The organism is Desulfohalovibrio reitneri, from assembly GCF_000711295.1.
GTDB classification, from domain to species: Bacteria; Desulfobacterota; Desulfovibrionia; order Desulfovibrionales; family Desulfovibrionaceae; genus Desulfohalovibrio; species Desulfohalovibrio reitneri.
Map to the genome: position 1 here is coordinate 1,431,970 of NZ_JOMJ01000003.1, position 14,849 is coordinate 1,446,818.

Sequence of the window (14,849 nt, forward strand, 5' to 3'; positions counted from 1 at the left end):
GCAAACTTAGAACTTATCCGTAAATAATTCCTGTCTTTCTCAGAGCGATGATGATGGCGGCCGCCAAATGGGTTAATGCCAAATGAGCTGAATGCAGCTTTTCAAACCTGACCAGAAGCTTCCTGAAGCGATTAAGCCAAGACAGGCTCACTTCTACAACCCACCTTCGTGGCTTGAATTCAGGGTTGCGTTCCTTCTCTGCGATCTCTTCACCACGCGGCCGAACATGGGGGAGATACCCTGCGTTCTCAATTACTTGCCGTGCGTTGTCGCCGGTGTAGCCTGCATCGGCACAGAGGTTATCTACCACCTCTGGCTCGAAAGGCCCGCCCACGACTTTGCCTTTCAACACATTCTCCAACTGGGATACATCATGTCGATTTGCGCCTGTTACAACGATCGACAACGGGACGCCACGCTCGTCCACAAGAATGTGGCGTTTGGAACCTTTTTTTCCCCGGTCTGTCGGATTTCTGCCACCCGCCTCACAGGCCAAAGGTGCTTTAAGCGCACCCCCGTCAACGGCTTGCCATTCCCAAGCAATCCCCATCATTTCATCATATTCAGCGAGACCTGCTTGCCAAAGCGACAGAAAAAAGCCTTGCTTTTCCCACTTTCTGAAATAGGCATGGATAGAGCTTGGGCTCCCAAACACTTCTTTGGGTAAGGCCTTCCATTGAATCCCAGTGCGCAAAACATATACGATGGCCTCAAAAACTCTCCGAGGCGGGAGAGGCTTTCCACCGCCCCCTGGTTTTCGCTTGTATTTCCTCGTGGTATCATGTTGAGGTACAGGAATGTGCGGCTCGACAATAGCCCAGAATTCATCAGAAACTTCCCAAGATTGAACTCGCTTTCCCATGCGTCCTCCTCTTTTGAGGAGAATGCTCGAACTGTTCAGTTTAGTCTATTTATTTACGGATAAGTTCTTTGGTTTGCTGCGGACGACCAGGGCCGCGCAGGCCCTGGTCGCCCGCAGGACGAAATCTTCATCTGCATCTTGCCACACAAAAAGCCGCCCCTCCTAGCTTAAAGCCCGGAGGGGCGGCTTTTCAGCCCTGGTCTTTTAAATCACTACTCGTTGAGGGATTCGTAGACCTTGCCGACCTGGATTTCGGAGGGGGTGAGGGTTTTTTCGCCCGGGGTCCATTTGGCCGGGCAGGCCTCGTTGGGGTTTTCCTTGAGGTAGGTATTGGCCTGCATTTTCCGCACGAGTTCGTCGGCATTGCGGCCCACGTTGTAGTAGGTGGTTTCGGAACCCACGAGCATGCCTTCGGGGTTGATGATGAAGGTGCCGCGCAGGGCCAGGCCGGTGTCGCAGTCGTACACGCCGAAGTAGCGGGAGACCTTGCCCGTGGGGTCTGCGCCCATCTTGTAGCGTACGTTCTGCAGCAGGCGCTCGTCGTTTTTCCAGGCCATGTGGGTGAACTCGGTGTCGGTGGACACGGAGACCAGCTCGCAGCCGAGTTTCTTCAGTTCCTCGTGTTTTTCCGCGAGGTCCGCCAGCTCGGTGGGACAGACGAAGGTGAAGTCGGCGGGGTAGAAGACGAGGACGATCCACTTGCCCTCGGCCAGGGTCTTTTCCGAGGAGAAGTCGGCGAAGAATCCCTCCTCGGGGTCGAATACCTTCATTTCGAAGTGTTCGATGGGCTTGCCGACCTTGGCGTGTTGGATGGGGTGGTGTCCGTGTTCGTGGCCGTGATGGTGTTCCTTGCCGCAACTCATGATGATGCTCCTGAAGGGGTTGGGAATCGGGATTTCTCAGCCTATTTTGATATTCGGCGGCCTGCAGCGCGTCAAGTCCGGGGGGATTGTCCGGGCGACACGGAATCGTCACGGTGCGGGGGTAGGTATGACGTGGTGGCCGGAGACTTCGCCCGGCCGAGGCAGCCAAAGGTAACGCCGGAATTGAACCCGCACCCCATCTTCTCCCCGCCGCGCCCGTCCAGGCGCGCTCTCCGGGGCGACAATCGTCTGAAACAGTTCCCGAGCCTTGACTGGCGGTATAATTTACCGGTTCATGCCCGTGACCCGGGCTTGCCAAAATCGTGGCCGCCGGATACTCGGTAAGGGAAGATCTCCGAACCGGATGGAGAGAATGCAAGCCAATACCCCCTACGTGATCGAGGGCGGTTCCGCCGCCAAGGCCCAATCCCCCGCCAAGAAGAAGTTCGTCGTCGACACCAACGTCCTGCTGGAGGACCCCGGGGCGCTGCTGCAACTGCGAAACGGGGTGGAGAACGACGTCTTCATCCCCTACCACGTGCTCCTGGAGCTGAATAAGCTCAAGAAGGACCCCCGCCTGGGCCACATCGTGACCAAGGTGGTGAAGATCCTGGCGGAGAACCCGGACGCGTACACCGTGCTCAAGCCGGGCCGCATCGCCGAGAGCTTCCAGAGCCACGTGGACAACTTCATCCTGGAGGAAATCGCCGAGTCCGGCCTGGACCAGCCCATCCTGGTGACCAACGACCGCATTCTGCAGCTGCAGGCCGACGCCCAGGGCATTTCCTCGGAGAACTACAAGGACTCCGTGCCCTTCAAGTCGGACGCGGAGTACTTCACGGGATTTCTGGGGCCGGAGGACCTGCCCATCGCCAACAGCTTCCGCTGGGACGAGGGCAGGCCGGTGTTCAACGGGCCGGAGGGGGAGAAGGTCATCTCCTACCAGCACAAGGTCTGGAACATCACGCCGCGCAACGTGTACCAGAACCTGGCCCTGGAGCTGATGACCAACCCGGGCATAGACCTCGTCTCCGTGCAGTCCGAGGCGGGCTACGGCAAGTCCTTCCTGGCCCTGGCCGCCGCCCTGCACCTCTCCCTGGAGAAGAAGAGCCACGGCAAGATCTACGTGGTCAAACCCATGATAGAGATTGGCCAGAAGCTGGGCTACCTGCCCGGACGGGTGGAGGAGAAGATGGAGCCGTACACCAAGTACGTCACCGATCTGGTGATGAAGCTCCACCAGACCCGCCCGGCCAACCGGCTTTTCCACTCGGCCGACACCTACCCCCCGCAGTTCGACCCCAAGAAGTTCGAGTTGCTGCCCATGGCCTACATCCGGGGCATGACCATCGAGCACTCCGTGGTCATCATCGACGAGATGCAGAACATGTCCCGCTCCGAGTGCCGTGCCCTGCTCTCCCGCATGGGCGAAGGGGTGAAGTGCTTCTGCCTGGGCGACACCCGGCAGGTGGACAACCCCTACCTGAACCAGGAGAACAACGGCCTGAACTGGGTGGTGAAGAAGTTCAAGGGCTCGGACAACTACGCCCACCTGGTGCTCAAGGGCGAAAAGTCCCGGGGGCCCATCACCGACCTGGTCATCAAAAACGGCCTGTAGGCCGCCCGCGCATCCGCCTTCCCAAGCCGCCCCGGTTCAAGCCGGGGCGGCTTTTTTCAATCACACAGGTTGCATTATAACATGCCGCAGGCTGACATTTTTCCTACGCCGGGTTACAAGGAACCATGGACTCGGCAAGTGTCCGGCGCCTCATAGAGGCCTTCACCGACTCCTCCGCCAACCGGCTGGCGCCGGGACGGGACGAACCCGCCTTCGACCCGCCGCTGGTGGGCTTCGCCAGGGGCGACGACCCGCTCTGGGACTTCCTCAAGAAAGACATCGGCGAGTTCTTCTGGACCCCGGAGGAAGCCTTCGCCAACGCCTTCCCGGACGACCCGGCCGAAGGCGCCGACCTGCGCGTCATCTCCTGGGTGCTGCCGCAGACGGGGGCCACCAAGGCGGCCCAGGCCAAGCGGAAGGAATTCCCGGCCCCGGAATGGAGCATGGTGCGGCTGCACGGCGAGGCCATCAACGAGGCCCTGCGACGCCACATGGTCAACGCCCTGGCCTCCTGGGACGTGGCCGCCTGCGCCCCGGCCCTGTCGCCGGAATTCCAGCGGGAATACAGCGACAAGTACCAGTACGCCTCCCGCTGGTCCGAACGGCACGCCGCCTTCATGGCGGGGCACGGCACCTTCGGCCTGTGCGACGCCCTCATCACCCCCGTGGGCAAGGCTCACCGGGTGGGCTCCGTGGTGGCCAGGGTGGACCTGCCGGCCTCGCCCCGCCCCTGGACCGACCACCACGCCCACTGCCTCCATTTCACCAAGAACCGCTGCCGCGCCTGCGCCAAACGCTGCCCCGCGGGGGCCATCTCCGAACACGGCCACGACAAGGAAAAATGCCGCGCCTACATCCGGGGCACCACCGCCCTCCACGTGGAACACCGCCAGCTCGGCGTCCGCGTCTCCTCCTGCGGCCTCTGCCAGGCGGGCGTCCCCTGCGCCGACGGTTTTCCCGGGGTAAAGAAAAACAAGAGCGGTTGAGGCGGCCTGAACCGCAATCCGTCGTGGGAATCAGGGAATGCTGGTTGGCCGGCTCGGGTGCGGGGGGTGCGGGCATGTGGTGGCCCGAGGGAACGCAGCCCAATTCCGCGTTGAACGCACCTGAAGCCAAACGGTCAGGCGGGCGGGATTGTACCAGCCTAGAATTCCCGCAATCGCGCGTTCGCCGGGGTGCTTCCTTGCCGCGCGCCACCACTCGCCAACACGCGAACACACATGCAAAGTTAGTTTGCCGAGGGTCCAGGGCCGCGCAGGCCCTGGTCGCCCGCAGGGCGAAACCTTCCCTCTCTCCCTTCTTTCCCTCTTCCTACAAACGCAACTTCTCTTTCAGGTCCTCCACAATCTCTTCCGGCGTCCTGGAGGCTTGGAGGATGCCGTCGATAACCTGGTAGTAGAGGGGTTCGCGTTCGTTGAGGGTCTGGCGGAGTTCTTCTTCGGGGGCGAGTTCGGTGAGGGGGGGCCGCTGGTCGGACTGGGGGTGTGCTTCCAGGCGGTCGGCGAGGGTCTTGAGGTCGGCCAGGAGGTAGTAGGTCCTGCCGTTTTGGCGGAGGAGTCCGCGGTTGTCTTCGCGCAGGACGATGCCGCCGCCGGTGGCCACGATCTGGCCGGAGTCGCTGCAGATTTCGGCCAGGGTGTCGTGTTCGATCTGTCGGAAGGCGTCCCAGCCCTGTTCGGCCACGATTTCGGCGATGGGGCGTCCGGCTTTTTCCACCACGCGGGCGTCGGTGTCCACGAAGGTCTTGCCCAGGTTCTCCGCGGCCAGGCGGGCGATGGTGGATTTTCCGGAGCCGCGCAGACCGACCAGGAAGACGTTTTTCGGCGGAGCGGCTTCCAGGTTGGGGTTGGTTGCGCGCCCGCTGGCGGAATAGACCATGGTCAGGTTTTCGTCCCGCACAGAGTGTTTTTTCATTACGGCGTCTTTGGGGCGAACGTTGCGGGCCATGTGGTCCTCCTGGCGGTTGCTTCGGGCAGTGTGGAGGATGCATCGGCGCGGGGGAGATGGCAAGTGGCTTTCCCGCGCGTGTTACGGCAATGTGGCGGACGCCGTTCACGGAGGAAACTGGTGATTTTCTCGACTGATGTGGTATACAGGTTGACGCGCTCCCGGCGGTTGGAATCCCCGGCGGCGCGATTCGCCAACAGCGCGCCCCTTGCGGGACGCCAAGATACAGGGAGGCATCAGATGTCCAACAAGACGAAGATGGAATTCGCGGTCCCCCGTTCCGCCGTGGGGGACGTGCTGCGCAACGTGGCCGACGGGCTCGAGTCGGGCAACTTGACTCTCGGTGAGCATCCAGTGGAGTTCGCCTCCATCAACAAGCTCAAGGTCAGTCTCAAGGAATCCGGCGATTCCTATTTCGTTTCGGTGTCCATGAAATACGAGCCCGAGGCCTTGGTGTGTTCCTGCGGCGTGGAAGGCTGCGTCTGCGGCCTGACGCCGGAAGAGGCCAAGGCCCGCCGCGAGGCCGAGGGCGACGCGGACGAAGATGACGAGAGCGAGCCGGCGGCGGAGCGTCGGGCGCTGGCCAAGGGCGACGGCAAGCCCAAGTACACCAGCCTGAAGAAGGGCATGAAGAAGGACTGGAAGGCCATCCTCGAGGCGCTGGAGGGCGGGGTTTTTCCCGACCCGGGCATCGCCTCCAAGTTCATGGACGACTTCGACCTGATGCTTACCTACCCCGACGAGGGCGAGGAGTACTACGACGTGAACCGCCGCGCCATGGACGTGTTTCGCCGCGCCATGGAGTCAGGCGGGGTGGAGGAAACCAGGCAGGCTGCGGCCCGGCTTGAGGAGTTGAAGAAACAGTGCCACGACAAGTACAAGTGAAGGCGGACGCGCGGCGGGGAAGTTCGCGTCCGGACCCGGCCGCAACCCGGCCGTAACAATGGAGTGGTAGCCATGAGCCCGATGGAAGCAGTCAAGTTGAGACCGCAGGGGGAGCGGTGCGTCACGGTTGATCTGGACGCCATACCGCCCGAGGTCACGGAGGCCGACGAGGAGATATTCTTTCGCATCATCTCCACGGACCTCACCCAGGAGCAGCTGGACCGGGTGGCCGTGCCCAGCCAGACGCATCCCAAGCAGGAGAACGTCCTGGCCGTCCACTGGCACCCCGAGTTCGTGCCCATGGACACCATCCGGCGGCGGGTGGAGGCCATTTATCCCAACAAGCGGCACGAGTTGATCATTCCCACCCAGCACAACGAATTGCTGTGGTGGGATGACTACGCCGGGGTTGAGGTGGACTGCTACTCCTCCGGTTTCAACCGCAAGGTGCAGCTTCTGCTGCACTTCCGGCGGGACCGGGTGGAGGGGCCCAACCAGGCCAGCATGCTCAAGGCCATGCTGAACCACACCTTCAAGTACCGCTCCTCGCAGCTGTTCGACTTCATGCACGCCGTCACCTCCCCGGACAAGGAGGTCGTGCGCCAGAAGGCCGCCCGCCAGACCAACACCGAGGCGGACGTGGTGGCCTTCACCGGGCTGTACGTGGGCAAGATCCAGCGCATGCTGGAGGACAACTGGAGCCGGGTGCCCAAGGGGTCCATCAAGAACAAGCTGCTGCGCAATTTCTTCGACGAGTTGCGGGCGGAGTACGACGAAACCCTGATCAACCACGCCCAGGTCTACCTCAAGGCGATCAAGAAGCTGGTCAAGGCGGAGTTCTCCCTGCAGTACTTCTACCGGGCCACGGAGATCATCGAGGAGGCCCGCAGCCTGGGCGCGGGTATCGTCATCCCCCACCCGGAGCAGTTCTGGCCCATCCTGCTGGCGGACTACGACGTGGATGGCATCGAGGTCTGGAACCCGCAGTCCATGGAGTACACCGAGTTCCTCATCCGGGCGGTGAACCGCCAGAACGAATACTGCGGCCGGGCCGAGCGGCCCCTGCTCATCTTCATGGGCGACGACTGCCACATGAGCGAAAAGGTCAAGGACCCGGAATTTCAGGACAAGGAGAAGGTCGCCCGGGAGATAGGACTGCAGCCCGCCTGGGACGACCTCATCGTGCGCAAGAGCCTCATCCTGTGCGGCGTGTCCCGCCAGCAGGTCATGGACGAATACGCCGAGCGCCTCGGCTGAGCGAGAGGACGACGTGAGCGACGACAACGAATTCAAGTACGAGTCCGTGCAGGACGTGGAGACCATCACCCGCTACCTGGACGCCCTGGCCGACGGGTTCCGCAAAGGAGAGCTGACCTTCGCCCGCGAGGGGGAGGAGCTTGTCTTCAAGCCCTGCGGCCTGGTGGGGTTCAACGTGGAGGCCAAGCTCAAGGGCAGCCGCCGCAAGGTGAAACTGAGCTTCGGCTGGAAGGAGCGGGACCAGGAATGCGAAAACGAGGACGAATTCGAGATACGTTCGGGGAGCGAGGCCTAGGGGATGCAGGAGATCGAGCAGAACCTGCGCTTCATGCTCCTGGAAGTGGGCAAGCAGATGGAGAACACCCTGCTGGCCCTGGAGAGCCCGTCGGACAAGGCGGTGGAAAAAGTCACCAGCCGCGACTCCTACGTGGACAACATGAAAAGCGTCATCGAGAACACCTGCTTCTCGCGCATCCACGGCGAAAACCTGGACAAGCGGGGCCAGGACAGGCTGCGGGCGGCCCACATCATCGCCAACAACCTGGAACGGCTGGCCGACCACGCCGTGAACATTGTGGAACAGACCAACTACCTGACCGACCCGGAATTCCTGAACCGCTACGAGTACTCCCCCTTCTTCGGGGAGATACGCGACGCCCTGGACATGGTGTACGACGCGCTCTTCAAGCCGGACATGTCCCTGGCCTTCCAGATCTGCCTCACGGAATCCTCCCTTGACTCGCGCTACAAGAAGCAGTTCGACCGCATCCTCGACGAGCTGCGCTCCGGCATGGAGACGGGAAACCTGGTCACCACGCTGTTCATCTTTCGCTACCTGGAGCGCATCGGCGACGCGCTGCTCAACGTGGGCGAGGCGGTCATCTTCTACATCCTGGGCGAGAAGTTCAAAATCCGCCAGTACAACGCCCTGCGCGACACCCTGGCCGCGGCCGGGCGCGAGGTGCCCATCTCCGACGTGGAGTTCCATTCCATCTGGGGCACGCGCTCGGGCTGCCGCATCGGCCGCGTTGGCAGCCCCGAGGGGGGCGATCCCGACTCCCAGGGCGTCATCTTCAAGGAGGGCGAGCGCCGCAAGCTCATCCAGGAACGGGACAACATCGAGAAATGGCACGAGATCATGCCCGGCTTGCCGCCCAAGGTGGTGGCCCTGCGCGAGGAGGGCTCCTCCGCCTCCCTGCTCATCGAGTTCCTCGGCGGCTGCACCCTGCAGGATCTGGTGCTGCAGGCCGAGGACAAATACCTCTACGAGGCCATGGACCTGCTGGAGCAGACCCTCAACGAGCTGTGGGAGGACACCCTCCAGCCCGAGCCCGTGAACGTGGACTACATCGGCCAGTGCCTGTCGCGGCTGAACGACACGCTGCGCCTCTACCCGGAGTTCGACACTCCGGTGCGCCGCATCGGCGGCGTGACCATCCCTCCCCTGCAAGGGCTGCTGGGCGAGGCCAAGTCCATCTCCAGCCAGATTGACGCCCCCTTCTCCGTCTTTATCCACGGCGACTTCAACATCAACAACATCGTCTACGACCACGCCGCGCAGCGCATCCACTACATCGACCTGCACCGTTCCAGGCAAACGGACTACCTGCAGGACGTCTCGGTCTTTCTGGTCTCCAACTTCCGCCTGCCCATCTTCGACCGCCAGGCCCGCGACCGCATCGAGGCCATCGTCAGGCGGTTCTTCTCCTTCACCAGGGACTTCGCCAGGCGGCGGGGCGACACCACCTTCGAGGCCAGGCTGTGCCTGGGGCTCATCCGCTCCTTCCTGACCTCCACCCGCTTCGAATTGAACCACAAGTTCGCCAGAGCCATGCACCTGCGCGGCGTCTACCTGCTGGAGCAGCTGGTGGCCGCGGGGAACAAGCCGCTGGAGGACTTCAGACTGCCGCTGCAGGTGCTCTACTACTTCTAGCGGCCGGATGCCGACGAAACCACGAACCAGGCAAACCATTCGCCAGACCATGAAACCGCATGACCCGCACGTACCCGCCGCTTCCTCACCAGGCGGGGGCGGGCGGGACGGACCGGGTGCGGACAGCGTCCCGGCCGGCGCGAGGGGGCAGGAATGAAGAAGATCGCCGTAGTGGGCATACCCGGGGGCTGGTCCTCGGAAAAGCTGGCCGACGCCGTGGAGGCCAAAACCGGGTTCCGCCTGCTGGTGGACATGGAGCGGGTGCGCCTGGACCTGGACTCCTGCAGGGCGCTCTACCAAGGGCACGACCTGGGCGAAATGGACGCCATCATCATCAAGAAGATCGCCCCCAGCTACACCCCGTCCGTGCTGGACCGCCTGGAAATACTGCGCTTCGTGGAGCAGCGGTGCGGCGTGCCCGTCTTTTCCAAGGCCTCAAGCATCATGAAGCTCATCGACCGCCTTTCCTGCACCGTGGGGCTGCGCAACGGCGGCATGCCCATGCCCCCCACCGTCATCACCGAGGACACCGACGCCGCCATGGAGGCGGTGGAGGAGTACGGCCGGGCGGTTTTCAAGCCCCTCTTTTCCACCAAGGCGCGCGGCATGACCGTGCTGGAGCCGTGTGACGAGTTGCGCGAAAACATCGAGGACTACAAGGCCCAGGGCAACCCGGTCATGTACATCCAGCAGATGGTGCGGCACCCAGGCCTGGACCTGGGCGTGACCTTCCTGGGCGGCGAGTACCTAGCCACCTACGCCCGGCAGGGCTCGGGCGACTCCTGGAACACCACCACCCGCGCCGGGGGCAAATACGTGGCCCAGGAGCCCTCCAAAGAGATCGTCGACCTGGCCCGCGCGGCCCAGGACCTTTTCGACATGGCCTTCACCTGCGTGGACGTGGTGGAAACGCCCGACGGCCCCAAAATCTACGAGGTGTCCGCCTTCGGGGGCTTCCGGGGCCTGCTGGAAGCCAATCGGATAGACGCCGCGGCCCGCTACGTCGACTTCGTCCTGGAGCGCATCCCATGAGCACCGGTTCCGTCCACGCCCTGGCCCTCCCCTACCTGGAACAGCACCCGCCCGTGGGCCGCCTGCGCCTGCTCTTCGGCGACGTGCGCATCGACGTCCACTCCAACTCCGGCGAACTGCTGGAAAAGCTTGGCGGCTACTTCCAGAGCTTCCTGGCCTCCGGAGGCGAACCGGACATCGAGGTCACGGCCATCCAGCGCCCCGTCCTGGACCTGGGACTGGACTACACCGTCAAGCAGCCCGAGCCCGGCAAGACCAAGATCAAGGAAGAGTACCTCGACCTGGACGACGGGCGCATCATCCGCAAGCGCCTCACCGGCATGGTTTTCTTCCTGGCCGGCGATACCCAGGCGGCAATGGGGCCCTGCATCGAAAACGACAACCAGGTCATCAACTTCATCAACAACCGCTTCATCGAACGGCTCATCAAGCGCGGCTCCCTGCTCTTCCACGCCTCGGGCGTGGCCCTGCGCGGCAAGGGGCTGAACATGGCCGGATTCGCGGGCATGGGCAAATCCACCCTGGCCCTGAACATCATGTGCCAGGGCACCGACTTCGTCTCCAATGACCGCGTGATGGTGGAGCCCTCGGACGGCGGGCTGATGATGCATGGCGTCCCCAAGATGCCCAGGGTCAACCCCGGCACCGTGCTGCACAACGAATCCCTCCGCCCGGTCATCCCTGAAGCCGAGCGCGAGCGATTCGAACAGCTCCCCCCGGAACAGCTCTGGGACCTGGAGCACAAGTACGACGCCCTCATCGAGGAATGTTTCGGCGAGGACAAGTTCACCCTCTCCTGCCCCATGCGCGCCCTCGTCCTCCTCAACTGGCAACGCGACGGCTCCACCCTGCGCATTAAGGAGGTGGACCTGTCCGAACGGCGCGACCTCATGCCCGCCTTCATGAAGGAGCTCGGCCTCTTCTTCGAATGGGACGAAAGAACCCGCCACCGCGACATGTCCGATAACGCCTACATCCAACTCCTGCGGGACTGCCCGGTCTTCGAACTCTCCGGCGGCGTGGACTTCGATAAGGCCGCCGACTTCTGTGTGGATTTCCTGAAGAAGGCCTAGGCCTTCCCGATTGCACGAAACAGGCAAGTCAGGCGGCGCGCGGGGTTTGTCCCGCGCGCCGCCTGATTTGTTGCGGAAGGTGGGGAGTGGAAGGTGGCTGCCGGGGTGAAACTTCAGGGCAGTGGGAGAGGGAGGAAAAACCCTTTAAAAGGAGGTTTTTCTCCCTCTCCCTCCCCTTCTTAAACCTATTGTCGCTCGCTTCGCTCGGGGGCTGGGGACGGGCAGTTGGTAGCCGGGGGACCGCAGCCCAATTTCGCGTTGAACACATCGCCAGCCAAACGGCCAGGGCGCGATTGTACCGACTTCCAAAGCCCCGCAATCGCAAGTTCGCCGGGGTTCACACTTTCGCGAACCACCACGCGCCAACACGCGATACACATGCAAAGGTAGTTTGCCGCAGGGTCCAGGGGGCGCGTAGCCCCCTGGTCGCCCGAAGGGCGAAATCTTCCTCCCCCCTCCCAATCCCACAAAATGGTGGGTTTACTCCGTACACTTTTGAAGGTTTTCCCGGTTTCGTTCACCTTGGGAAATCGAGAAAACACATCATTTCAGCTGCATCTCCACATGGAACGTTCCTTGCCTTGGTCTTTCTGTCAGACACGACGTGATTGGAGGATCGCATGGATTCTATTTTCGAGGAGCGGGAAGGGCAGATCGCCAGGACGGGCGGGGATGCCTTCACCATAGCCTGCAACAAAGACTCGCTGGCCGGGGCGGTGTCGCAGCGGGCCTGCGTGTTCTGCGGTTCGCGGGTGGTGCTGTACCCCATCGCGGACGCCTTGCACCTGGTGCACGGGCCCATCGGCTGCGCGGCCTACACCTGGGACATCCGGGGGGCGTTGTCGTCGGGGCCGGAGCTGCACCGTTTGTCGTTCTCCACTGACTTGCAGGAGAAGGACGTGGTGTTCGGGGGCGAGCCCAAGCTGGAGGCGGCGCTGCGGGAGCTGATCGCGGAGCACGGCCCCAGGGCGGCGTTCATTTATTCCACCTGCATCGTGGGCATCATCGGGGATGATCTGGAGGCCGTGGCCCGGCGCGTGTCGCGTGACACGGGTATTCCGGTCATTCCGGTGCAGTCCGAGGGGTTCAGGGGCAACAAGCGGGCCGGGTACGAGGCGGCCTGCAAGGCCATGATGCGGCTGGTGGGCACGGGGGACACCTCGGAGGTGCCGCCGCTGTCGCTGAACATTCTGGGCGACTTCAACTTGGCCGGGGAGATCTGGATCATCCGCGAGTACTATCGCCGCATGGGGGTGGAGGTGACGGCCACCATCACCGGCGACGGGCGGGTGGACGAGCTGTCCCGGGCGCACGGGGCGGCGCTGAACGTGGTGCAGTGTTCCGGGGCCACCATGGATTTGGCCGCCATGATGGAGGAGAAGTACGGCACGCCGCACATGCGCGTGTCGTACTTCGGCATCGAGGACATGGCCCAGGCCTTGTACGACGTGGCCGACCACTTCAAGGACCGCGACCCGGAAATGCCCGGCCGGGCCCGCGACTTGGTGCGGGAGGAGTTGGAGACGCTGTACCCCCAGTTGCAGGAGTTCCGCCGCGACCTGGAGGGCAAGAAGGCGGCCGTCTACGTGGGCGGAGCCTTCAAGGCGTTCTCCCTGGTCAAGTGCTTTCGCCACCTGGGCATGAAGGTGGCGGTGGTGGGCTCGCAGACCGGCACCGAGGAGGACTACCGGGAGCTGGCCCGCATCACCGACCCGGACACAATCGTGGTGGACGACGCCAACCCCCTGGAGCTGTCCGCCTTCATCAAGGAGAAGGACGTGGACGTGTTCGTGGGCGGGGTCAAGGAGCGGCCCATCGCCTACAAGCTGGGGGTGGGCTTCTGCGACCACAACCACGAGCGCAAGGAGGCCCTGGAGGGCTTCGCGGGCATGATCAACTTCGCCCGCGAGATTCACCGCACAGTGACCAGTCCGGTGTGGGGCTTCACCCCGCGCCGCCGGGGCTCCCTGAAGGCCCCGGCCATGAAGGAGGCCTCATGACCGCCACCCCCAAGGCCAAGCGGCCCAATTTCGTCTCCACCACCAACGCGTGCAAGATGTGCGCTCCCCTGGGCGCGGCCATGGCCTTCGCGGGCATCGAGTCCTGCGTGCCGTTTCTGCACGGCTCCCAGGGCTGCGCCACCTACATGCGGCGCTACATCATCTCCCACTTCCGCGAGCCCATGGACATCGCCTCCTCCGCCTTGGGGGAGAAGCACGCGGTGTACGGCGGCGGCCCCAACCTCAAGCTGGGGCTGATCAACGTCATAAAGAAGTACGGTGCGCGGGCCATCGGCGTGGCCTCCACCTGCCTCACGGAGACCATCGGCGACGACGTGTCCATGATCCTGCACGAGTTCCGCAAGGAGTTCGCCGGCGACCTGGACCTGCCGGAACTGATCCATGTCTCCACGCCGTCCTACTCCGGCTCGCACATGGACGGCTTCCACGGCGCGGTGCGCGCGGCCGTGGATCAGCTGGCGGGTGACGGGGAGCCCACCGGGCGGATCAACCTTTTCCCCGGCCTGGTCTCGCCCGAGGACATCCGCCACCTCAAGCGGCTGCTTGAGGACTTCGGCCTTACGGCGGCCATCCTGCCGGACATCTCCGAAACCTTGGACGGCCCGGCCCTGGAGGACTACCGCAAGATTCCCGAGGGCGGCTGCCCGGTGTCGCGAATCCGCTCCATGGGCGCGGCCCCGGCCTCCATCGAGTTCGGCCGCGTGCTGGACCCGGCCAGGAGCGCCGGGGGCGTGCTGGCGGAACGCTTCGGCACGCCGCTGCGCTCCCTGGGCCTGCCCATCGGCCTGCGCGAGACCGACGCCTTCATGGAGACGCTGGAGGAGCTTTCCGGCCGCCCTCTGCCCCGGCGGCACGAGTTGGCCCGGGGGCGGCTGGTGGACGCCATGGTGGACGGCCACAAGTACCTTTCCGGCAAGCGGGCCGTGGTCTTCGGCGAGGAGGACATGTGCGTGGCCCTGACCTCCTTTTTGGCGGAGATCGGTGTGAAGCCGGTGCTGGTGGCCTCGGGCGGCTCCTCCGGCAACCTGGAGCGGGCGGTGCGGGACGTCACCGATGGCATCCTGCCCGAGCCGCCGAAGGTCTTCGCCAAGGTGGATTTCGCGGAGATCACGGAGCAGGCGCGGGAACTGAACCCGGACCTGCTCATCGGCAACTCCAAGGGCTACCGGGTGCTGTCCCGTGAGCTGGACGCGCCGCTCATCCGCTGCGGCTTCCCCATCCACGACCGGTTCGGCTCCCAACGCGTGCGCCACCTGGGCTACGCCGGAACGCAGGACCTCTTCGACCGCATCGTCAACACCGTCATCGAAAAGAAACAGGCCGACTCCGACATCGGCTACGGCTACATCTAGGGAGAG

At 63.5% G+C, this 14,849-nt stretch carries 13 protein-coding genes; 10 read left to right on the forward strand and 3 right to left on the reverse strand.

The annotated features are described in order from the left end of the window. Positions 1 to 13 precede the first annotated feature (13 nt). Positions 14 to 862, reverse strand: coding sequence for an IS5 family transposase (locus N911_RS17960; RefSeq protein WP_081859091.1), 849 nt, complete (start codon positions 860 to 862; stop codon positions 14 to 16). A gap of 212 nt (positions 863 to 1,074) precedes the next feature. Beyond that, the gene (locus tag N911_RS0107370; protein ID WP_029895779.1) at positions 1,075 to 1,725 is read right to left on the reverse strand and encodes a peroxiredoxin; all 651 of its coding nucleotides are present in this window, start codon (positions 1,723 to 1,725) and stop codon (positions 1,075 to 1,077) included. 373 nt (positions 1,726 to 2,098) lie between these two features. Here N911_RS0107370 and N911_RS0107375 point away from each other — a divergent pair, with 373 nt between their 5' ends. Together N911_RS0107375 and N911_RS0107380 are read left to right on the forward strand one after the other, a co-directional pair. Continuing rightward, positions 2,099 to 3,343 carry a PhoH family protein gene (locus N911_RS0107375; protein ID WP_051694051.1) on the forward strand — a complete coding sequence of 415 codons (1,245 nt, stop codon included), beginning with the start codon at positions 2,099 to 2,101 and terminating at the stop codon, positions 3,341 to 3,343. A 125-nt stretch (positions 3,344 to 3,468) separates the two neighbouring features. Continuing rightward, complete coding sequence (locus N911_RS0107380) at positions 3,469 to 4,329, forward strand: 4Fe-4S ferredoxin (RefSeq protein WP_035104503.1); 861 nt, start codon at positions 3,469 to 3,471, stop codon at positions 4,327 to 4,329. A 325-nt stretch (positions 4,330 to 4,654) separates the two neighbouring features. On the opposite strand, the gene aroL is transcribed toward N911_RS0107380, so the two are convergent. Next, positions 4,655 to 5,290 (reverse strand): shikimate kinase AroL, encoded by a 636-nt coding sequence (gene aroL, locus N911_RS0107385; RefSeq protein WP_029895786.1) that lies wholly within the window; start codon positions 5,288 to 5,290, stop codon positions 4,655 to 4,657. 240 nt (positions 5,291 to 5,530) lie between these two features. Here aroL and N911_RS0107390 point away from each other — a divergent pair, with 240 nt between their 5' ends. The 8 genes from N911_RS0107390 (at position 5,531) to N911_RS0107425 (ending at position 14,843) form a co-directional block, all read left to right on the forward strand. Continuing rightward, positions 5,531 to 6,175: a GAK system XXXCH domain-containing protein gene (locus N911_RS0107390; protein WP_029895787.1), complete on the forward strand. Its 645-nt coding sequence runs from the start codon at positions 5,531 to 5,533 to the stop codon at positions 6,173 to 6,175. A gap of 72 nt (positions 6,176 to 6,247) precedes the next feature. Next, positions 6,248 to 7,432 (forward strand): hypothetical protein, encoded by a 1,185-nt coding sequence (locus N911_RS0107395; RefSeq protein ID WP_202593859.1) that lies wholly within the window; start codon positions 6,248 to 6,250, stop codon positions 7,430 to 7,432. A gap of 13 nt (positions 7,433 to 7,445) precedes the next feature. Then, entirely contained in the window at positions 7,446 to 7,727 is a 282-nt protein-coding gene (locus tag N911_RS16725; RefSeq protein WP_035104506.1) for an amphi-Trp domain-containing protein, read from the forward strand. A gap of 3 nt (positions 7,728 to 7,730) precedes the next feature. Then, positions 7,731 to 9,365: a phosphate signaling complex PhoU family protein gene (locus N911_RS0107405; protein ID WP_029895794.1), complete on the forward strand. Its 1,635-nt coding sequence runs from the start codon at positions 7,731 to 7,733 to the stop codon at positions 9,363 to 9,365. Between the two features lie 153 nt (positions 9,366 to 9,518). Further along, the gene (locus N911_RS0107410) at positions 9,519 to 10,397 is read left to right on the forward strand and encodes a GAK system ATP-grasp enzyme (protein ID WP_029895795.1); all 879 of its coding nucleotides are present in this window, start codon (positions 9,519 to 9,521) and stop codon (positions 10,395 to 10,397) included. Further along, positions 10,394 to 11,470: an HprK-related kinase B gene (locus N911_RS0107415; RefSeq protein ID WP_029895797.1), complete on the forward strand. Its 1,077-nt coding sequence runs from the start codon at positions 10,394 to 10,396 to the stop codon at positions 11,468 to 11,470. Before N911_RS0107410 ends, N911_RS0107415 begins: the two co-directional genes overlap by 4 nt. 620 nt (positions 11,471 to 12,090) lie before the next feature. After that, a complete protein-coding gene (nifE, locus tag N911_RS0107420; protein WP_029895799.1) occupies positions 12,091 to 13,470 on the forward strand; it encodes a nitrogenase iron-molybdenum cofactor biosynthesis protein NifE in 1,380 nt (459 codons plus the stop codon). Then, complete coding sequence (locus N911_RS0107425; RefSeq protein ID WP_029895801.1) at positions 13,467 to 14,843, forward strand: nitrogenase component 1; 1,377 nt, start codon at positions 13,467 to 13,469, stop codon at positions 14,841 to 14,843. Before nifE ends, N911_RS0107425 begins: the two co-directional genes overlap by 4 nt. Positions 14,844 to 14,849: the final 6 nt, after the last annotated feature.